The 21,103-nt window shown below is 54.9% G+C and carries 19 protein-coding genes; 14 read left to right on the plus strand and 5 right to left on the minus strand.

The window, feature by feature from the left end:
* Positions 1-267: hypothetical protein (locus KRAC_RS00005; RefSeq protein WP_007903489.1), on the minus strand; the 267-nt coding region annotated here is incomplete at its 3' end.
* A gap of 268 nt (positions 268-535) precedes the next feature.
* Between KRAC_RS00005 and KRAC_RS00010 the strand changes: the two genes are divergently transcribed.
* Both KRAC_RS00010 and KRAC_RS70480 read left to right on the plus strand, forming a co-directional pair.
* Positions 536-1,801: an MFS transporter gene (locus tag KRAC_RS00010; protein ID WP_007903490.1), complete on the plus strand. Its 1,266-nt coding sequence runs from the start codon at positions 536-538 to the stop codon at positions 1,799-1,801.
* Positions 1,802-1,962: 161 nt separating this feature from the next.
* Complete coding sequence (locus KRAC_RS70480; RefSeq protein WP_157506233.1) at positions 1,963-2,130, plus strand: hypothetical protein; 168 nt, start codon at positions 1,963-1,965, stop codon at positions 2,128-2,130.
* A gap of 437 nt (positions 2,131-2,567) precedes the next feature.
* Here the strand turns inward: KRAC_RS70480 and KRAC_RS00015 are convergent, their stop codons facing one another.
* The 3 genes from KRAC_RS00015 to KRAC_RS00025 all read right to left on the minus strand — a co-directional run bounded on the left by KRAC_RS00015 (position 2,568) and on the right by KRAC_RS00025 (position 4,756).
* Entirely contained in the window at positions 2,568-3,041 is a 474-nt protein-coding gene (locus tag KRAC_RS00015) for a nuclear transport factor 2 family protein (protein ID WP_007903491.1), read from the minus strand.
* Positions 3,042-3,329: 288 nt separating this feature from the next.
* Positions 3,330-4,211 (minus strand): helix-turn-helix transcriptional regulator, encoded by an 882-nt coding sequence (locus KRAC_RS00020; RefSeq protein WP_007903493.1) that lies wholly within the window; start codon positions 4,209-4,211, stop codon positions 3,330-3,332.
* A gap of 14 nt (positions 4,212-4,225) precedes the next feature.
* Positions 4,226-4,756, minus strand: coding sequence for a hypothetical protein (locus KRAC_RS00025; RefSeq protein ID WP_007903494.1), 531 nt, complete (start codon positions 4,754-4,756; stop codon positions 4,226-4,228).
* 1,076 nt (positions 4,757-5,832) lie between these two features.
* Between KRAC_RS00025 and KRAC_RS70485 the strand changes: the two genes are divergently transcribed.
* From KRAC_RS70485 to KRAC_RS00050, 3 genes are all read left to right on the plus strand, one after another.
* Positions 5,833-6,141 (plus strand): hypothetical protein, encoded by a 309-nt coding sequence (locus KRAC_RS70485; protein ID WP_157506234.1) that lies wholly within the window; start codon positions 5,833-5,835, stop codon positions 6,139-6,141.
* A 1,156-nt stretch (positions 6,142-7,297) separates the two neighbouring features.
* Entirely contained in the window at positions 7,298-8,116 is an 819-nt protein-coding gene (locus KRAC_RS00045) for an IS6 family transposase (RefSeq protein WP_007903502.1), read from the plus strand.
* Positions 8,117-8,199: 83 nt separating this feature from the next.
* Entirely contained in the window at positions 8,200-8,406 is a 207-nt protein-coding gene (locus KRAC_RS00050; RefSeq protein WP_244421903.1) for a hypothetical protein, read from the plus strand.
* Positions 8,407-8,640: 234 nt separating this feature from the next.
* On the opposite strand, the gene KRAC_RS00060 is transcribed toward KRAC_RS00050, so the two are convergent.
* A complete protein-coding gene (locus KRAC_RS00060) occupies positions 8,641-12,354 on the minus strand; it encodes a WD40 domain-containing protein (RefSeq protein WP_007903504.1) in 3,714 nt (1,237 codons plus the stop codon).
* 490 nt (positions 12,355-12,844) lie between these two features.
* Between KRAC_RS00060 and KRAC_RS00065 the strand changes: the two genes are divergently transcribed.
* The 9 genes from KRAC_RS00065 to KRAC_RS60355 all read left to right on the plus strand — a co-directional run bounded on the left by KRAC_RS00065 (position 12,845) and on the right by KRAC_RS60355 (position 21,095).
* The gene (locus KRAC_RS00065) at positions 12,845-13,519 is read left to right on the plus strand and encodes an NADPH-dependent F420 reductase (protein WP_075164119.1); all 675 of its coding nucleotides are present in this window, start codon (positions 12,845-12,847) and stop codon (positions 13,517-13,519) included.
* Positions 13,520-13,774: 255 nt separating this feature from the next.
* Positions 13,775-14,680, plus strand: a complete 906-nt coding sequence (pstB, locus tag KRAC_RS00070) for a phosphate ABC transporter ATP-binding protein PstB (RefSeq protein WP_007903506.1) — start codon at positions 13,775-13,777, stop codon at positions 14,678-14,680.
* 246 nt (positions 14,681-14,926) lie between these two features.
* Positions 14,927-15,538, plus strand: coding sequence for a sulfite oxidase-like oxidoreductase (locus KRAC_RS00075; RefSeq protein ID WP_007903507.1), 612 nt, complete (start codon positions 14,927-14,929; stop codon positions 15,536-15,538).
* Positions 15,508-16,266 carry a ferredoxin reductase gene (locus KRAC_RS00080; protein WP_007903509.1) on the plus strand — a complete coding sequence of 253 codons (759 nt, stop codon included), beginning with the start codon at positions 15,508-15,510 and terminating at the stop codon, positions 16,264-16,266. The genes KRAC_RS00075 and KRAC_RS00080 overlap by 31 nt, the downstream gene beginning before the upstream one ends.
* A gap of 551 nt (positions 16,267-16,817) precedes the next feature.
* Positions 16,818-17,252, plus strand: coding sequence for an HD-GYP domain-containing protein (locus tag KRAC_RS00085; RefSeq protein ID WP_052567807.1), 435 nt, complete (start codon positions 16,818-16,820; stop codon positions 17,250-17,252).
* A gap of 132 nt (positions 17,253-17,384) precedes the next feature.
* On the plus strand, positions 17,385-18,041 hold the full coding sequence (locus KRAC_RS00090; protein WP_007903517.1) for an RNA polymerase sigma factor: 657 nt from the start codon (positions 17,385-17,387) through the stop codon (positions 18,039-18,041).
* Between the two features lie 960 nt (positions 18,042-19,001).
* Positions 19,002-19,742, plus strand: a complete 741-nt coding sequence (locus tag KRAC_RS00095; protein ID WP_007903519.1) for an SDR family NAD(P)-dependent oxidoreductase — start codon at positions 19,002-19,004, stop codon at positions 19,740-19,742.
* Positions 19,743-19,844: 102 nt separating this feature from the next.
* A complete protein-coding gene (locus KRAC_RS00100) occupies positions 19,845-20,624 on the plus strand; it encodes an enoyl-CoA hydratase/isomerase family protein (protein WP_007903520.1) in 780 nt (259 codons plus the stop codon).
* Between the two features lie 105 nt (positions 20,625-20,729).
* On the plus strand, positions 20,730-21,095 hold the full coding sequence (locus KRAC_RS60355; RefSeq protein ID WP_007903522.1) for a cupin domain-containing protein: 366 nt from the start codon (positions 20,730-20,732) through the stop codon (positions 21,093-21,095).
* Positions 21,096-21,103: the final 8 nt, after the last annotated feature.

Below are 21,103 nucleotides of genomic sequence, written 5' to 3' on the forward strand. Positions count from 1 at the left end.
CTGCTTGGCTTTGCCCCGTGGAATCAACAGGTAGGCATGACCATCTTGATCTTCCAGAACGCAAAAAAGATGAAGGTCCAGAGTCTCCGTCGCCCGCGTTCCACAGTAGTAGTGAATCGTTAATGCGAGACGAGCAAATGGATCATACGCCAGGTGGCGAACCCCATCTTGAAACACACGATCCAGGATGGCTTCATGTGGGATACCATCCCGAATGTTGTGTATCGACGAGGTGTGAAAGGAGTTCTCTTCGGACTGTTTATTCATGAGGGAAAAGCGTTCTTTTCCTTGTCTTTATTTGATTGAACGGTCAGGCTCGAAACTTCCATTTCGGCTAAATAAATGGTCACATGCACGGAAGGCACTTTCTACCTCATCAATAGGGTTGTTCCTACGTACAAGTTGACACTACCCTCTTGCAGACATAAAACTGGCCTATTCAGATCGAAAAACATGCAATTGAGAGAAAGTAAGCAACCTTGGGGTAAAATAGTAGTGCATTTTATCTTCCATAAAAAAGGAATTGAATTTACCTATGAATTCGCCCTTGTCGCAAATGCAAACAGCACGGCCCACAACGGCATCACATTCGTTGCAGAATGTCTGGCTCTGGATTGTTACCTATGTCATCGCCAATATCAGCATGGGGACAGCAAGCATGGCGATTATAACGTTTCTTCTGCCGCTGCACATCACAAAAATTGCTCCGCAACAGCAAACGTTTTTATTTTCTCTCGTCGTCACCTGCGGCGCGCTGGCAAATGTCCTCGCGAACCCTCTTACTGGCATGCTGATTGATCGCTCTTCATGGGGCACACGAAACTATCGTCTCTGGATGCTCATTGGCTCCGTATTTCTCTCGGTTGGCCTCTTGCTCGCAAGTCAGGCTCATACCATTGGCTTACTTACCACCGGAATTGTTGTATCTCAATTTGGTGTCGGGGTTATCATGGCTGCGCTTAGTGCCTTCCTACCTGGGGTCCCTATTCGCAGGCGTGCCATCACGTCTGGATTGGCTGGCATGGCCCCTATGGTGGGAAATGTATTCGGGCAAGCATTGGGGGCGCACACAAATCTATCCTCCGCCTATCTATTGCTCCTGGAAGCCTCGATCATGTTTCTTATCGTCTTTCTGTTCTCTTGTCAGGAAAAGGCATTCCATCAAGACCATGCACAACTCGCTCCCGATCATGTTCAGCAACAACGTACGAGCAAACGCTTGCGCCTCACCCGTGACTTCGTACTAACGTGGATATCCCGGCTCTTCTTGTTCCTGTCATTCACAACAACCTTAAATTACTTAGCATTTTTCTTACTCGATATCAAGTATCCGCAAACAAGTGGCCAACCACTGAGCACAGGTTTACAGATATTCTTTCTCTTGTTTACCGCGAGCTTGCTCATTGGCTCGTTTGCGGCTGGATGGCTTTCAGATCACCTACAAAAACGCAAAATTTTTGTCATTGCCGGTTCGCTCTCCGTCATGGTCACTCTGCTTCTCTTTATGCTTACAAGGAACTGGTCAGGTATCCCTCTGCTTGCAATTCTGTTTGGTTTGAGCATGGCAATATTCTTGAGTAGCGATCTGGCACTCGTGACGCAAATTCTTCCAGCGCAAGAGGATGCTGCACGGGATCTGGGGTGGATGAATACATGCATCTTTTTACCCATGGTCCTGGGTCCCCTGGTAGCGGGGCTCATTTTAGAACAAACGCACAACAGTTATGTTGTTTTGTTTGCAGTCCTCGCATGTTTCGCTGCCCCTTGCCGCTGCCACCATGTTCTTCGTGAAGGCACATGAATGACCCGCTTTGTGAAGGGAATGAATGATACTTTCCTTTATGTATGGAATCCGTTGGTACCAACGGATTCCATACCCAAGCAACCATCCGCGCGACTGTGACATGGCCAACAGTCACAGTTCGCACTAAGTTCAACAAATGACGCAAAATACACGTCACGATGCTTCAGCACTGGCGTATTGATAAAGAGCAGCTCTTAGGACAACCTTCATTGATGGCCGATCTTCGCAATCTGGTCCTCCCGCTTCAGCAAGAACCACCATCCCAACAGGATGAGGCGATGCGAGATGCCTTCCGCCAGGCGGCCCACCCCAGGCAACAGTCTTAGCCCTACTGCTCACCATCACAGGCCGTCCTCTCTCTACGCCTGGCTCACACCGCCCACCACACTCCGCTGCTGCTGCTCTCCCACCTGCTCCTTTCCTTTTCCCACGAAACACGCCTGGAACATGCTCGTCGGCGCCGCGACCTACGAAAAAAAGAGCGGGTCGCCAGGACTCGCTCTTTCACGCTCTACCATGGATGAAACTCTTTGCTCGCGGGGGGAATAGCAGGAGTATAAAACAACGCTTCTGCCCTGGTCTAGCTCACTAGGACCAATCACGCTCCTCCTGCTCCTCTCTCCCAAAACAACGGCACAATATTCTCGGCAGGAAGCTCCGCTGCGCCACCCATCGTGTGGTTTGCCAGCCAGTTTGTCCCAGCCGGACAAGATATCGGTCAATGATAAGTCAGACGGTTTATCGGTCAAAGCCGTGTTGTAGTTCATCTGCCAGAAAAAGCCTGTGTATGCGGCTGAGCAAAGAGGTACTTTTCCAGCAGAAGCACTTCGCTATGAATAAAACAGATGATATGAGTCGTAATCAAGAGATGATACGTACAGTTCCCGAGATAATTTGCCCAGCGCTCATCCTGAAACAGCCATACACGCAGATAGCGGCAGAATGCCTCAAGAGGTTTTCCCTGTAATCGCACCTTTACATGAGCTTTTACTGCAACAATTGCACTTTCTCCATATAATTGCATAACTGGTTCTTCGACAAACTCCACGGCAGTCTGAACAACAGCACCAGATGCATGACTTTCGATATCATCGCGTTTTCCCTGTACATTTCCCTCGACATCAATAAACACCAGATCATCATGTATTAAGCGTGCCAGGGCTTGTACATCATTGTTCACCATTGCCTGTTGAAACTGCTTCTCAGCATGCACAATTTCCTCAAGGGAGTGGTTCACTTCTCTCTCCTTTCATTCGGGCTAACAACAATTGTCTGTATGTCCACTTCCTCAAGCATAGATACTCAAAGTAAAGAAATAAAGAAAGAAGAAACCCATGCTCATAGCATACTTTTCAACCAGAAGATGTCCCGTTTGACGCATATCTGAGAACACGAGTCCGAAAAAAAGAGCGAGTCCTTGCGACCCGCTCTTTCACGCTCTACCATGGATAAAAATCGTTGCTCATGGGGGGAATAGCAGGAGTAGATATCACACCAACGCGCTTGTACAGCACTCCAGGACCAATCAAGCACCCCCTGCTCCTCTCTCCCGAAACAACGGCGCAATATTCTCGGCAGGAAGCTCCACTGCGCCATCACGTGACCGAGCACTCGCCTCAATCACTCGCCGCAGACGGCTTTGCTCCTGCTCCTCCCCCTTGAGTGGGATCTGCTGTGCCATGGCCAGCACCAGCTCCTCGTCAAGATCAGGATAGATCCACTGAAGTACCTGACACGCAATCCCCTGAGCATTGGCCAGTGATTGCCGCTGGAGGTCAAGTTCGGTCCGCAATCCCTCGATGCGACGTTCCTCCAGCTGCAGCCGATACGCTTCCTCCTCCAGTGTTGCGACGCCCTCGACAGGCATGCTCACCACGCTCTTGCGAGACTCAGCATCCGCCTCTCTTCCGCTCCGATCAACGCTGGCAGACGCTAACGTCGTGCTCTGCTTCTGGCGAGCCTCTAAGCTGGGAAACAGGTCTCGCCGGCGCATCCCAAACACCCGACAAAACTCCCACATGTAGTGCCTATTCGGCAAGACATACCCCTGCTCCCAACGACTGATACTTCCGCGCGCAGCCCCAACCTTCTGGGCCAGATCCTCCTGGCTCCAATTACGAAGGCGACGCTCTCGTCGAAGATAATTTCGATGCTCCCCCTGCCCTTCCGGTTGCTGCTCCTCCGGGGAAAGATCTATCATCTTTCCCGCCATCAGCGCGGGAAACAATTCTCCTGGCTTCTTCTCATACAACGCCGCCAGCCTGCGCCGATAATAGGCCCTGAGCTCAACATGTCCATTCTCCCAGCGACTAATCGTCGTCACCGCCACTCCCAATGCGCCCGCAACCTCCTCCTGCGAATAGCTACGCTCTTGACGGGCCCGCTTGAGCACATTCTTCATCTTCATCCCCCCCCCTCTCCCTACAGCCACTCTATCCTGGTCACCTGGCCAGGATAAATCGTCACCTGCACCCGCTCCGTCGTCCCCGGCGAGGTCACGGTATAGTTCCCGGGCGCTAAGGCCGGAAACACCCCAGCCCACAGCTCCTCTTCCTCCCAGGCCTGCCGCCCAATCGTCGTCGCCACCTCAGGCGAACAGTGGCGAAAACCCCGCCCAAGCAACAGATTGACTCCACGCTGGCGCACCGTCGCGCACACCAGGAGCGCCCCTTTATATCCATCCACTCCCAGGTCCATCCCACCCTGTCTCTCACCCTGCTCCTCATCAGCCCTCGAAGAATGACGCAGTTGCATATACCACTGTAACAGACCAAAAAGCAGCCCCAACCCCGTAAACACCACCGGTAACACCAGCCCCCAGAACCCAGGCAGCACCTGCTCCACGCTCAACACCCACAATACCAACCCCACCAGCACTAGCACACCACAACACACAATCACCACACGTTCCCTTCGCCCACCTCGCAACGTCACCTTCACATTTTTTCGCACTTCGCGTTCTCCTCTCTGCCATCAGGGCAGCACGCGACCTTCCACCACCGACCAACAGCCAGGTGGAACACGAAAAACAGCAGGTGCATGCCCTGGATCCTTTTCCCTTCCTCATCCCTGCATCCGGCCAAGGTATGGAGTACAAGAAAGGGAAATACTATCGTTAATGCTGGGCATTGTACCATGCTGCCACTCCTTCTGTCCTTACCTCACATGCCTTTTCTGTCACACAACATTTTTCAGCGCAAACTCAAACACATGTGACAAAGTTGCTATGCTCCTGCTATGCATTTGTCAACCTGTACGTTCGACTTCATGCGAAGGATGGGGCATAATGGATTAGGATATCTTAATTAGCAATGATATCTTGATTAGCAATGATATCTTGTTTCTCGAATTGACGTTCCCTAGGAGGGAATGGACGTTCCCCTCGAAACAGTCCTCCCTGGAAGGGCTCTACTGGCACCTGGATCCTGCTCTCGCTCGCATGCCTGCATCCGGCCAAGATTTGGAGCATGCCCCCGAGACCACCACTTCCCGCCAGCTGGGCCCTTCCTCCCGCTCCTCCGCCTCCAGCACCTGGTAGCCGGCTACCACCTCGGCGAACAGTGCTCCTCACTGCCTCAGACAGACGATCCATCCAGAGAACGCATGCAGGCTCAGCAGCAGCAGCAGCCTCTCCCTCCTCTGGCTACAGACCATTCTCGAGCGCTGGAAACCACGTTTCCACACCCCCTCCTGGTGGACTCCTCTCCTCTCGAGCGCTTCTCCAGGCTTCACTCACTGGCACCATGTTGCCATTTTTCCCGCGTACGCTTTGCCTCCAGTCCCTATCTCCAAAGCAAGGCCAGGTCGCCCGATCGTCTCCTGCCGCCGTGCCATCCCTCTTCCCTCCTCCCTCTCACTGGAAACCTCGTTTCCACACCCAACCTCCAGAAGGACACCCACTGGCAACCAGTTGCCACTTTTCCCCAGGGGGCGCCGGCAGCAAGCGCGTCGCCCTTCTTTCTCTCCGTAAAACGGGAACCTTCCGCCTTCGCCACCACCTCCATACCTCAAAATCTATACGATATCGCATGCGTTTACACTCACAGACACCCTCTCCCCCCACAACGACCAACTCCGACCAACCATATCACCACCTGACGCCTCGCCTCTCCCGCTTCTCCAGGCTCCACCCACCGGCAACCAGTTGCCAGTTTCTTCCTCGCTATGACTATAGGCAAGAGACGCCACACGGGGGACCACCCAATCGTCTACTGCTGCCGTGCCATCCCTCTTCCCTCCTCCCTCTCTCTGGAAACCTCGTTTCCACACCCAACCTCCAGAACGACACCCACTGGCAACCAGGTGCCACTTTTCCCTACTATGACTACAGGAAATAGAGCCGCCACACGGGGGACCACTCACTGGCAACCAGTTGCCACTTTCCCCAGGGGACGCTTTGCCTCCAGTCCCAAGGCAAGCACAGGCACACCACCCCCAACCTCTCCCCTCGCACGAACTTTCCTGGAGAGACACCCTTCGAGTTCTCCACATGGTACCCCCTTTGGTTCTCTCTCTCCCGCCACATGACTTCACTCCGCTCTGCACGCACCCTCACCCACTCTGGTACACCCACGCTTGCCGGTTGATCTCCCATCCTTCCTCCAAAGGCATTCAGGCAGGCGGGAGAAGACGTTAGACAGCGTTAAGCAGCATCAGGCGGCAGGAGGCGGCGGAAGACCAGGCATGAGTGAGCATTAGACAGCGAAAGAAAGCATCAGCCAGGCGTCAGCAGGCGGGAGAGGGCATGAGGGATGTGTCGGGGGCGTGTTGAGGACGGGTCGGGGACGGGTCAGACAGAATCCCCTGACGCCGCATGCTCGGCTCTGTCCTCTCATGGCTCAGGCACAACCCGCTGCCTGCCCCATTCCACAGAAATCTATACGATATCGCATGCTTTACTCACATAGACATACCCTCCACAACGGCCAACCTCGACCAAACACACCACCTGGCGCCTCCTCTCTCCCTTGAGCACTGGAAACCTTCTTTACACACAACTCGGTATGGTGTCGACCTCGCAACTCATTGTATCCGGGGACACCATCCTTCCAGCTGGAGCACCAACAAATGCGAACACCACCTGCGGACAAGAACGCGCCTGCGGTGTCCATAACCAAGAACAACCAGGTCTCTCTCAGCGCCTGAAGGTACAATAAAGCGCCTGCGGTACAATATGAAGAGGAATGCAAGGGAAGCCAACGTTACCTCCAAGGTGCAAGCTGAGGAGAGGGGTTTCGCCGTTCCCATTTCAAAACGGCCTCCGTAAGGGGGACGGGTTGCGTAGGCAGCAATTCCTCCTTGCCCCAAACGAGTGAACGCCAGCACCAAGCAGATAGATGATCCAATCATCTTACCCGAACCTACACGATGACAAGCACGAGGAGGATGCTCATATGGATGATATGGAAGCGTCAGAACTGAGAGCTCAGTCTGGTTTGAGGGCTCTTCTTGTGATACACTGACAGCCATCGAGAACACCTCAGAGAAGTAACCATGAACTGTCCGTATTGCTTATCGTTGGCAACCAAGCAACGCTGTAAGAAAACCTCCCTTGGCTATCGGACCTATCGGTGCCAACAATGCCAACGAATGTTCAATGAGCGAACGGGAACTCCTTTTAACTACCTCGAATATCCTACGGATATCGTCTTGCTCGTCGTTTTCTATCGACTCCGTTATAAGCTGAGTTTACGTGATCTTGCTGAGATGTTCCTGGAACGTGGTTTTGCGTTTACTCACGAGGCGGTTCGAGATTGGGAGGCGCGTTTTGCTCCCTTGATCGCAGATCAATTACGAGCAAAACGACGTGGTCAGGCTGGGATCTCCTGGCATGTGGACGAAACCTATGTGAGAGTCCAAGGAAAGTGGTGCTATTTGTATCGTGCCATTGATCAGGATGGTAATCTGGTTGATTCCATGCTCAGTCAAAAGCGAGATATGAACGCCGCAAAGCGCTTTTTCCAGCAGGCCCTCCAGACAGTTGGCCAGGCTCCAGAGCAAGTGACGACAGATGGGCGCCGTTCGTATCCACGTGCGATTCGCGAGATCCTTGGCAAGGATGTTCTCCATCGATGGAACCATTACCTCAACAATCGATTAGAGCAAGACCACCGTGGCATCAAACAGCGTTACTACCCCATGCGTGGGTTTGGAAGCTTCACATCGGCAGCGCGCTTCTGTCGGGCCTTTGATGAAGTGCGTCAATTTTTCCGGATTCGTACGGCCATGAAGCAACCTGTCTCCCTACAACAACAACGCGAGATATTTCGTCAGCGATTAGTGGCTCTACAGACTCTGGTGAAGGTGGCCTAACAGATAAGGGTTGGGCCAGAAGTGGCCAACACTGTTATTAGTTCCCTGGGTTCTCAGTTCTGACACATCCCAGTTCGAGCACGATGCAGGCGAAATCCAAACAGATCCGTGACCTGTTGGGCATGTATCCCATGGACCCGGATTGGTCGATCCCCTCCATGGTGGACAAGAACCCTTTGATCTGGATGCTTGAGGTGAATGGACTCATCATCGATGTGCGCCAAGCACCCAGGGAGTTCCAGGAGGCAGCATTCCGTAAAGGGTTGATTCCCTACATCCCCGATGCCTGATCGGTAACTCCACAAAGTCAAGCAGGCACACCGAAAATGTCCCAGAGCCTTTCTTACATTATCCCATACCTTATTTACCAGGTAGATCGAAGGGAAATGGTTCTGTATCTGCAGGAAGAGCAAGTTCGAGAAAATGCCAAAACCGCGGACTTGACCAGTTGGAAAAAGGGGTTCAAGTGGGTGATCCGATGCAAGCTGTCTGATTCACAATGCTCTTGCCTATTTTCGTAAAGATCATAAAGGTACTTCTCTTTCACCAAAAAGAGCACGCATGTACTCGCCACTAGATATTTCTTCGACCGCTCCCAACGCGTGCAGCGACGCCTTTTGTGCGTCGGAGAGCCCCCGGATGCCCGTGATAGTGAGTCGTTCGTAGGGGCGATCCCGTCGCAGCGTGCGCAGAGGCTTGCCTCGTTCGAGGTCCCAGAGCACAATCGCGCCATCATCACCACAGCTCGCCAGCCTGCCTCCATCGGGACTCACCTTGAGCGCGTGCACTGCTCCCTGATGCCCCTCTTGCACCTGCACACACTGTTCACTCTGGATCTCCCACCAGCGCACCTTGCCGTCACTGCCTCCACTGATCAACCTCTTCCCGCACGGGCTCCAGGCTACCGCAGAGACCACCCCTGGATGCCCTGCCAGGGCGAACACACGCTCCCCCCTCTGCGCATCCCATACAAACCCCTCGCCCCTATCGTTGCTGCCTGAGCCCGAGGCCAAGCGGGAGCCATTGGGGCTCCAGGCTACGCTCGTGACTGCTCCCTGATGCCCCGACAGTCGCTGGAGCAGCGTGCCATCAGAAGCATCCCACACATACACGTGCCCATCACCGCCCCCGCCGACCAACCGCGTCCCGTCCGGGCTCCAGGCCACGCGACGGATCCAGGGAGGGAACTGTCGGCTCAGCCAGCGTGGGGAGCGCGCTTTCCCGTCCCACACCAGCACGCCTTGCAGAAGCGTTCCGCTCGCCAGGCGCTCCCCGTCCGGACTCCAGGCCACACCGGAGAAGACGGTGTCGGAGTGGTCAAGGCCCCCCAGGATCTGCACACAGGCCCCGGTGGTTGGGTGCCAGTTGCGGATGGCATGATCCCACCCACAGCTGGCGAGCAATCGTCCATCGGGACTCCACGCGACGCCGTACACGGTCCTGCTATGGCCGCGCAACACGCCTCGCGGCATCCCACTGGCTACCTCCCAGACCGTGACGTGCGTATCCGTGCCGCCACTGACGAGCTGGGTGCCATCCGGACTCCAGGCGAGGTCGTGGAGGGAGGCTGCGTAGCCCTGCAGGACGCGCACGCACTGCCCACGCTCCACCTCCCACAGCCGCAGCGTGCCATCGTCACTGCCACTGAGCAGGTGGCGGCTGTCGGACGTGAAGGCCAGGCTGTGCACTGCGGCGCCATGGCCCGAGAGTACCACTCGAGAGCGGCCCTCCTGGACATCCCACAGGCGGATCGCGTGGTCAAAGCAGCCACTGGCCAGCGTGGCTCCATCCGCACTCCAGGCCACGCAATGCACCCGCTGGGTATGCCCCTTAAGCGTTTGGGCACAGCGTCCGCTGGCAAGTTCCCACAGATTGACGTTCCCATCCCAGCCCGCGCTGGCCAGGACGCTGCCGTCGGGGGAAAAGGCAAGTCCCCGCACCCAGTGGGTATGCCCAGCGAGGGTCTGTCTGTCGTAAGCCAGTCCAGTCGGTTGCCTCTTCCAGAGTTGAATGTGTCCATCCGAGCCGCTACTGGCGAGCCTGCGCCCATCGGGACTCCAGGCCAGCGCGAAGACCGCACCGGGATGGGGCACGTCCTGGAGGGGAGTGCCCAGCTTCGGGTCCCAGACCCGGATGCTGGCATCATGTCCCCCACTGGCGAGCAGGTCTCCATCAGGGGAAAAGGCCAGGCCGACGATGGCACTGGTATGCCGGCCCGACCAGAGCAAGGCACGGCTTTCGACGTCCCACAGCTTGACGGTCCCATCCGAGCTCGCGCTGGCGAGCTGGCGTTCGTCCGGGCTGAAGGCAAGGGCCCAGACACTGTCCGCATGTGCCGACCAGACCAGGTGCAGGGTCTGGCCTGCCTCGCGCCACACCCGCACTTCCCCGCGCCCACTAGCGGCGGCCCAGTACTGGTCGCTCTTGCTGGTGGCGACTGCGGTGATGGCATCGAAGGTCTCCCGAAAGACGCTCTCCTGGAGATGCGACCCGGCAAGAGTCGCATCTTGCATCTCGACGTCTTGCAGATGCACGCCGCGCAGGGCCAGCTGCGAGAGATCCAGCCCACGCAGGTCCCCGCGCAGCAGCCGCAGCAGCGCCACCAGGTTCGCCGGGCCATATCCCTGGGCCTGTTCATCCCAGGCGCGCACCGTCGAAAGCAGTTCGTACAAGCGCTCCTCCGCCTCGGCTCGCCCCCGGTACACGCTCTTGAGGCAATCCAGCAGGGGAGTGAGCAGCAACCGCTCCTGCGTCTGCCGCACATACTCCTTGGCCTGGGCTTGCGAGAGTCCATGCTCACGCAAAAGCCGGAGCCGCCTGTGCTTGATCTCCTGTGTGGCCGTGGTGACCAGCCGGTCGGTCACGAACTCCAGCACCACCGACTGCAAAGTAAAGCTGCCAGCCCGTTGCCCCCGCTCGATGAGACTACGTCGGCGCAGCGCATCCACGGCTTCCAACAGCTGCCGAGGCGCAAGCGGGGCCACCAGCACGCAGAGGAGGTCCTCCAGGCTCACCGGCTCGCGCAGAATGGCCAGCCAGCACAACACGGTCTGCTCGAGCGCCGAGAGGCGGGCATATTGCTCGTCCAGCAGTGCTCGCACCCCTCCAAAGACCGCCTCGCCTTGCCTCAAAAACGGGATAACCTCGCCCCCGAAGAGCTCCACGATGGTCTGCGCCACGATCTTTAAGGCCAAGGGGTTGCCCTGGTACACCTCGACCAGGCGCACCAGATTTTGCTGGGAACCCACTACCTCTTTCTCTGTCAGGATCTGCGTACCCGCCAGATCGTCCAGTCCAGCCAGACGCAAAGCACGTACTGGCGAGCGGTTGCCTTCCAATGGCACGAGGTCCGCCGGTTTCTCCCGGCTGGTCAACAGCAGGCAACTCTGGTGTCTGGTTTCCCCCAGAAGGCGAAGGAGTCGGGCATACTCTTGTGCGTCTGCATGCATGCGACCGGTACTCGTCCCCTCCTCTAAGAGGACCTCTACATTGTCCAGCACCAGGAGGACCCGCCGAGCGCGCAGTTGCTCCATCAGCCGACGAAGACATTCTTCCAGGGGGTCCCGCACTTCTGGCTGCGCTTGTGAATCAAGGATCTGTAAGCAGCTTTGCACCAGCGTGGCACAGGTGGGACTATCACGTAGGGAACGCCAGATCACCACGTCGAAGTGCCTGGCCACCTGGTGCATCACCGTAATGGCCAGCGCCGACTTGCCAATGCCGCCCATGCCCAGCACACTGACCACCCGGCAGCGTTCCTCTCCGATCCACTGGCAGAGCAAGGCCAGTTCAGCCGTTCGTCCATAGAAGCTGTGGACATCGAGCGCCTCTCCCCAATCCACCCGCGGCTCAGTGCTAATGGGGGAAGCACTAAGCTGCTCTGCAGCACGGTGCTGCTCTCCTGGTGCTGGCTGGCGGGGAGGAGTAGGCTTTCTGAGTAGCTCATGCAGCCACGTCTCATCGAGCAGCACCTTCTGGCGAGCCGCGCTCCAGAAAGCTCGAATTTCCTCTTCCTCCTGCCCAGCTGCAAATGCGCCTTGCTGCAGGGCGAACGCCAGCAGGGCTTGCAGGTGAGCGGCTTTGGGGTACATCTCACCTGCCTCCCAGCGGCCAATGGTTTTGCGCGTGATGCCCAAGGCCGCCGCCAGGCCCTCCTGTGTCAGCCCAATGCTGGTCCGCAGGGCCAGCATCCTCTGGCCGAAGACATAATCTAGCTCCCCGTACAAGGGCCAACTCATGAATAGATACCTTTCAAGAACTGCAGGAAGGGACAGGAAATGGGACAGGAAATGGGACGGTTGGGTACTGCTTTCCTCGACCTCTGCCAGTATACTGATTTCTGTCGGATGTGCTCCATGCGAGTCACCGTTGACACTTCATGCGAGTCACCATTGACATAGGAGGGCCAGGAGGCCTCTCATGTGCTTCCAGGCCCTCCCTTTGATGTTTTGGCCCCTATCATAGCAGATAGACAAGCAGAAGGCGAGTGGCTAATGTGTTTGGGGAGCAGAGAAACTAACCGAAGGAGATACAGCTTATTGAATCAAGGAAATTTCTGATGAGAGTGATTGTTTTTTGGCCGCAAGACCATCGGAAGCGAAGTCCAAATAGATAATGGCTGGCAGGAAGTGACCGAGATGGCTCTCGCCTTCATCACTCAACAATGGAATAGCAACGAATAACTTTTATATTTTACCGTGGGAAGAAGAGGACTCTTCTTCCCACGGAATGTGCAACGAGTTAGAATATCCAGACGTCAAAAGGAGCGTAAGAACAATGAACATAGGTATTATCGGAGCTGGAAACATTGGCACCACTGTAGCAAAATTGTTTGCTCAGGCGGGACATCAAGTAGCTATCAGCAATACCAAAGGACCGGAGTCGCTGAAGCAACTGGTTGCGGAAATCGGCCCAAACGCCAAAGCAGCTACCGTTGAAGATGCTATTAAATTTGGTGAGGTCATCTTGCTAGCTATACGCTGGACGCAGCGTAACAGTCTACCTAATGCCCAACTATTTGAAAATAAAATTGTCATAGATGCAATCAATGCCTATGCCACAGATGGAGATGGGAATTTCCAGCCCGTTCCACTGGGAGATACCACATCCAGTGAAGAGATCTTGAAATTGATGCCAGGTGCTCGCCTCGTCAAAGCCTTCAACACCATGTATTTCGAAACACTGCAAACTGGCGGCAGCAGCATACCAGAAAAGCGCCTTGTTCTCTTCATCGCGGGAGACGACTCAGAAGCGAAAGAGGTTGTCGCCCACTTGATCGAAGACATTGGCTTTGCCGCAGTTGATACCGGCTTCCTGCATGAAGGTGGACGCCGTCAGCAACCTGGCTCGCCAATCTACAACGCTCCCATGACTGTTGATCAGGTTAAAGAAATTACTGCCTAACCTCCCCTAAACAACAACTGTGTACTTAAAGAGAGGTACATACAAGCCTATTGGATAAGCTTGTATGTACGTGTTATACTGCCTATCCTTATCCGAGACAACACAAGCGGAAAGGAGGCGCGCATTCCCCTGCCGGCTGAAGCACGGCAGTCCCCTGCGCGCTTTGTTATGGGCCATACCATCAACCAGGATGAGATACACGTTGTACAAGCCATGATGGCGGTAATATGAGCAAAGGAAAAGGGGAGTAACTTCATGGAGAGCAAGGGCCATCCTGGCCTTCAGTATATGCGGGTTGAAGCCGAGTTAGAGAGCAGGAAAGCCGAGGGCAAACCTGAGGACCAGATTGGTGCGTCCTTGCACCTTGCTCTTCGCAAGGGAACGCCGCAACAACATCTTCGCCTCAATGCGCCATGCAAAATTGAGGTCAAGCATGCCAACTTCTATTATGGATCGCAGCAAGCCCTCTTCGACATCTCTCTGCCCATACGTGAACGTCAGGTCACTGCGTTGATCGGGCCCTCGGGGAGTGGAAAATCGACATTCTTACGTACCCTCAATCGTATGAATGATCTGATCCCCCAGTCGCGGCTTGAGGGAGAAGCCATGATGGATGGAGAAAATATCTACGCCAAAAAAACGGATGTGGTCTTGTTACGTCAAAAAATAGGCATGATGTTCCAGCGTCCCAACCCGTTTCCCAAATCGATCTTTGAGAATGTTGCGTATGGGCTCCGTGTACAGGGACATGCTAAAAAAGTTATTGAAGAGCAGGTTGAGCGGAGTTTACGTGATGCGGCGCTCTGGGATGAGGTGAAAGACCGGCTCAAAAGCTCGGCACTCAGCCTTTCCGGTGGACAGCAGCAGCGCCTGTGTCTCGCCCGTGCACTCGCTGTCAAACCCGAGGTGTTGCTGATGGATGAGCCAGCATCGGCACTTGATCCGATCGCCACCCTGAAAATTGAGGAGCTGATCAATGAACTCGTCGAGTACTACACGATTGTCATTGTGACACATAATATGCAGCAGGCGGCACGCATTGCGCAGTTTACGGGTTTCTTTCTCAGCGGTCGGCTGATTGAGCATGGCCAGACGGCTGACCTTTTTCAGCATCCAACACAGCCAGAAACAGAGAGCTATGTGAGCGGTCGCTTCAGTTAAGCACGTTCATGGAGCAGACCCACGCCTCTCCAGAGAGGCATGAGGTATGGCGGAGCCTGGATGGAGATTCGCCGAGAAGCGAGAGGCAAAACCAGTTACATCCCACCGCCTGAAGCACAACGGGGGAAGAGTGGTTCATCTTCCTCCTGGTGTCCTGAGAAGAGGCCTTCACAAAGGCATGCGGGCTTCTTTTTCAGGAAGGGCTTGAGTACATTTGAATATGTTCTGAACAGAGAAGGAAAAACAATGAGCCAAGGTTTTTTTTCACGAGGATTTCATGGTCGGCGCCAGGAGAATGAACTGAGCGCACGCATTCCACCAGGGCAACATCTTGAGCACGGCTTTCCCGTGTTGTCGGCAGGGCCAACTCCCCATACATCCCTGGTCACCTGGGATTTCACCATTCAGGGGGAAGTCGATCAGCCGCTACGCTGGACCTGGGACGACTTTCGCGCCCTGCCCCGTGAAGCGGTGACGCAGGATATCCACTGTGTCACCAAGTGGTCAAAGCTGGATACTCACTGGGAGGGGGTCTCCCTCGATACACTGCTCTCACGAGTTACCACCAGCGCCAGGTTTGTCATAGCGTTCTGTGATGGTGGCTATACCACCAACCTGCCTCTGGAAGACGTCCTGGGTGGAAAGGCGTGGGTGGTCGATACCTATGAAGGCCAGCCCCTGGACCCCCAACACGGCGGCCCAGCACGCCTGCTGGTTCCCCACCTCTATTTCTGGAAGAGCGCCAAGTGGGTCCGGGGTCTGCGGTTGGTCGATCAGGATGAACCGGGCTTCTGGGAGTCGCTTGGCTATCACAATCACGGTGATCCATGGAACGAAGAACGGTACCAGGGCGACTAAGCTGGCAGCTCGGCAAGGTGGTTGTGACGCGGGAAGAAACAGCGCGGGCGAAGAGCATCACGCTCGCCGTCCCGCACTGGAACGGGCATCGGCCGGGACAGCACGTGGATATACGACTCACGGCTGAAGACGGCTACCGGGCCGAGCGCAGCTATTCGATCGCGTCTGCTCCAGAGCAGGAACCACATGTGACGCTCACCGTCGAACGGCTCGATGAGGGGGAAGTGTCCCCCTACCTCACGGGTGAGCTCCGTGTCGGTGACCAACTGGAACTGCGCGGCCCGATTGGGGGATACTTCGTCTGGGAGGAGCAGATGGGTGGCCCCCTCTTGCTGATAGCCGGGGGATCAGGCATCGTGCCGCTCATGGCGATGATTCGCCACCGCGCTGCCGTGGGAAGTACCGTTGCGACTCGCCTGCTCTATTCTTCACAGTCAGAGGCGGACGTGATCTACCGTGACGAACTCAACCGCCTGGCAAAGGGCACAACCGGGCTGGAGGTCGCGTATACGCTGACCCGTGAGCAACCGTCAGGATGGACGGGCTATCGCCGACGGATCGATGCTCAGATGTTGCGCGAGGTGGCCTGGCCTCCAGAGCACAACCCGTTGATCTATATCTGCGGCCCAACGTCGTTCGTCGAAACTGTCGCGACCCATCTCGTCACTCTGGGATACGATGCCGCGCGCATTAGGACCGAACGCTTTGGGCCCACAGGAGGAGCATAATGGACAACTAACTGGATGGCAATACTACTGGGGCTTCTTGCAGACGGTCATCGACCAGAACAAGGACTGAGGTTAGTACGTGGAACCCCGGTGGCTGGCAAGAAAGGTGCTCTCCTCACGGCTTCAAGGTAGGTTTAGGCAAGGTGCCTGCTAAGCATATCCCCTCCTGTGGTGCGGTTCACTTGCCTTTACTTTACCATTTCTTCTCTCGCTTCTTGAGGCAGAACTTCTTGGACCACACGAAGGAATGCGTCCACCAGAGGAGAGCGCCTATCGCGACGCCAGACGAGATTGTACTCCGACATGTGAGGGAAGTCAAATTTACGTGTGAAGAAGAAAGGAAAGCCACATCATGCACATGCTTACTACTCCAGTACCTCCTAGTGGGATACGACTCCAGAGACAAACTGTTTCTCCTAATGCGTTTCATTGGTATCAGCATACTCTGGCTGGACACGCTCAGCAGGTGAAGTTTCTGGCGCAAGCAGTGGCACGCCAATTACAGCAAAGTGAAGAAGAGATATATCTGCTTGGCTTAGCTGCTCTGATGCATGATATTGGAAAAAATTGCCATTCCCTCTGCTCTCCTCAATAAGCCTGGCTCCCTCTCGGAGCAGGAATGGATAATCATGCGCCTCCATCCAATAATTGGCGCTCGTATGCTAGAGAAGGCGGGCGGAATCTGGCCATCTATTGCCCCGTTTGTACTGGCTCATCATGAACGCTGGGATGGGCATGGATATCCCTATGGACTCGTGGGAAAGGCTATTCCCTTGCAGGCACGTATTCTGGCTGTCGTAGATTCCTGCACTGCAATGGCGGAGCAGAGACCCTACCGGCCAGCTCTCTCTTCAGCCGAGGCCCGGGTAGAAATTCAGCGTTGTGCAGGTAGTGCTTACGACCCCCAAGTGGCTGAAGTTTTTCTTACCCTTCTCTCCCAAAGTGGTGGACAGGAACTTACCAACTCATCCTTAGCAATCAGGTGAGATTACCTATGTCCTTTAGAAAGGACATCATGTCATAAAGATGTAATATGTACATGAAGCACTTATCTGAAAGGTAAATGCATATTTGTACGTTGCTACGCATCTTTTCTGCAATCAGCAAGGAAATAGAAGATGAACAGCTCTCTTCTTGAAGAACGATATTGCTTTACAACTTCATCTCTAGATGTGCCAGATGCGGTTTTGGCGCAGCAGGCTCTGACCGGCGATCAACTGGCCTTTGAAACTATGGTCCAGCGTTACAAGAGACCGCTCTTCAATTTTATTTATAGTATGGTCGGCGATTATGACCAGGCGTGGGATGTTTTGCAGCATGTCTTGTTGTGTTTCTTTACATCACTGCCTCTCCTGGATAAAAATCGGCCCCTCAAACCCTGGCTCTTTCGAGTGGCGCGCAATAGGTGTGTTGATGAAATACGACGTCGACACTGCTATGCCCTTCCCTTTTCGCAAGTGGGATTCTATGAGGAGGCTCATGACGGTCAGGAGTTCTTGCTCGAAATTCTCGATCAGGATCCTTTGCCGGAAGCAATGGCAGAACGGTGTGAGATGCAGTTGGTTTTACAAGAGGCGATTGCCTCTCTCCCTCCTAAGTTTCGTGCTGTTGTCTGGCTGCGCTATGTCTATCAGCCGTCCTTTTCTGAAATTGGGAAAGTGCTCAATATACCAACAGCAACCGTGAAGGCACGCTTCTATCGTGCGAAGTTGCTCCTGCGCCAGAAACTTCATGCCTACATATACAGTTCGGATATATCTTTACACCCTGCGTAGTGCTTGAGCCACCGACATAAAGAGCATTTCGGATATGTCTATAGAAACATTCTCGAGGCCTTACTACGACTTTTGTTGTATACGCTTCTTTCGCTGTCATTAGCCCTTTGGGCTATGACATTTTTCATACACTCTTCTACACTGAGAAATGGTCAAAAGAGGTTTCTGATGACAGTACAGGAGAGACATATGATAGTACTTGCCATTCATGAGCAACAAGAGATCGATCGTGCCAACAGTTCAGGATTGCAACTGGTAGAAGGGGAATAGGGAAGCCCAAGAAAAAAGACGCAAACGAAAGAGTCAGAAGCACAAAACTGGGCTCATCCGCACTTTTGATGATGAGGCTGGAAAGCATGAGCAATCTAACAAACGAACCCCGAAAAGCTGCGTTCAACATAGAAGACATAATCTGGCTCCCCGTGCAAGGGCCAACTCATGAATAGATACCTTTCAAGGACTGCAGGAAGGGACAGGAAATGGGACAGGAAATGGGACGGTTGGGTACTGCTTTCCTCGACCTCTCCCAGTATACTGAGTCCTGTCGAATGCACTCCATGTGAGTCCACAGTGACAGAGAAGTGCCTGGGGAACTCTCACGTGCTTGCAGGCACTCCCTTTGACATTCCGCCTCTATCATTTGGAGTTTTAGATAAAATGGTCAACAATCAGCTTGTAGAGCCGTTTTGCGCGATTTGGCATAGGAATAGCTCAAGCCACTTCTAGCCTGGCTTCATAAGGATTTTGCCTCAACTCCAATGTATCGTAGCAAATGTACGAGTGGAGAGCAAGCAGACCACGTGTTTTGGAGGCAGGGAGACAGCAAAATGCCAGAGAACAGGGCCAAGACCTACTTTTATCGTTCGTTGTCACGACTTCGTACTGCATTTGTAGCAGGATGAGATGAGATAGAGACTATTAAAGCATTACAAGAAATAGATGCTAGAAAAGGAAACAACTATGCGCTTACAGGGAAAAACGGCTTTGGTGACGGGGAGTACCTCGGGGATAGGGCAAGCGATTGCCGAAGCCTTTGCCCGGGAAGGGGCACGTGTGGTGGTCAGTGGTCGAAACGCGCAGCGTGGACAGGCGGTGGTGGATGCCATCCGGGCCAGAGGAGGTCAGGCGACCTTTCTCGCCGCCGATCAGGCATCGGTGGAGGGGGTACGCCGCTTAGCCAAAGAGGCGACAGCCGTGTTCGGGTCGATCGATATCCTGGTCAATAATGCAGGGATCTTCTCCTTTGCTCCCTTAGAGCAGGTGGATGAAGCCACCTTTGACGCCACCTACGCGATCAATGTGAAAGGGCCATTTTACCTGACTGCCGCCTTAGCCCCTCAGATGGCTGAGCGCGGTTCAGGCAAGGTCATCAACATCACGACCATGGTCGCCCACGTTGGGGAGCCAGCGATGTCGCTCTATGGCTCGACGAAAGCGGCACTGACGCTGTTGACTAAGGCCTGGGCCACCGAGCTTGGACCCAGGGGGGTCAATGTCAATGCGATCGCTCCAGGCCCGACGTATACGCCCGCAACAGAGGGTATGGCGGAAGGACTGAATCAGTTAGCTGCTGCCCTGCCTGCCAAGAGGGTCGCCCAGGCATCCGAGATCGCAGCGGCAGCCGTGTACCTTGCCAGTGATGAGGCGGACTTTGTCCACGGAGCGACCCTTCCCGTTGATGGGGGACGGATCGCCATCTAAACCCGTCCACTTCTCTTTGTCTATCGGGAGGGGAAAGCGTGCATTACTACATTTCTCTCGATAGGTGGCAGTAAGATAGAAACATTTGAGAAAGTAAAAACAATGACAGCGCATTCAACCACTCCAGGCTACTTCACTCGCTACGAAAACCTTGCTTTCGAGCGGACGGACGACGGCGTCCTGACGCTGCGTTTCCATACCAACCGCGGTCCCATTACATTCACGGGCCAGACTCACGAGGATCTGCCGCAAGCGCTTGAGGAAATCGCGCTCGATCAGGACAACCGGGCGCTCCTTCTCACTGGCACAGGCGATACCTTTATGGATGCGATCGATGGTGCCAGTCTTGGTGAAATCTTCAAGCCCGCGCATTGGGAGAAAATTCGCCGCGAGGGAAGCAACATCCTCCAGCGCCTCGTCGATCTTCCCATGCCAGTCATTGGGGTCGCCAACGGTCCGGCTACTGTCCACTCGGAGTATCTGCTCCTGGCGGACGTGCACATTGCGTCCGAGCGAGCCACGTATGGTGATTTCCCGCATCCTGCGTTTGGCATTACCGCTGGCGATGGTCTGCAGGTGGTCTGGGAAGAGGTCGCTGGTCCAGCGCGGGCCAAATGGTTGTTGTGGACGGGCGAGACCATCGATGCCCGAACGGCTGAACAATGGGGAGTCGTCAATGCGGTTCTGCCACATGAGCAGGTACTCGCACGAGGACTGGAAATCGCCCACAAGTTAGCGGCAAAACCCGATCTGTATCGCAGGCTCCAGCGCCAGACGCTCAACCAGCGTCTGCGCCGTCGCATTGCCGAGGGCATTCCCTTTGGGATGGCCCTCGAAGGTCTCACCGCTGCTGACCTGCCCTACCAGCAGACCCGATCCTAACAAGAACCCCTCCCGAGGTCGGCGCCCACTCTACCTCGGGAGCCCGTACCAAAACATACGTTGACCAACACCTCAATCGTCAGTGAGCTGAAAGAAGAGCAACCTATGTATCGTGCAACGATCGATCCCACGGCAGCAGTGAGCGATCCCGCGTTGGCGCCGTACTTCACAGGGCCAGCATTGCAACTGCTATTAACATCACCCGAGCATAGCTCTGACCTGGAAGTGCGGGCGGTGTTTTTTGCCAAGGGAGTACGCAGTCGGTGGCACTGTCATCCATATCCACAAGTTCTGTTTGTGCTTTCAGGGGTGGGCTTGCTAGGTCTAGACAACACCGAACAGGAGTTAAAGCTGGGCGAGGTCATCACGCTTCCCGCACAGGTCTGGCATTGGCATGGTGCGTCAGTAAATACGGAAATGCACATGCTTTCAATCATGCATCCAGGCTCTATTCAATGGCGCGAGTCGTGAAGCGTTCT

Source organism: Ktedonobacter racemifer DSM 44963 (assembly GCF_000178855.1).
GTDB lineage: Bacteria > Chloroflexota > Ktedonobacteria > Ktedonobacterales > Ktedonobacteraceae > Ktedonobacter > Ktedonobacter racemifer.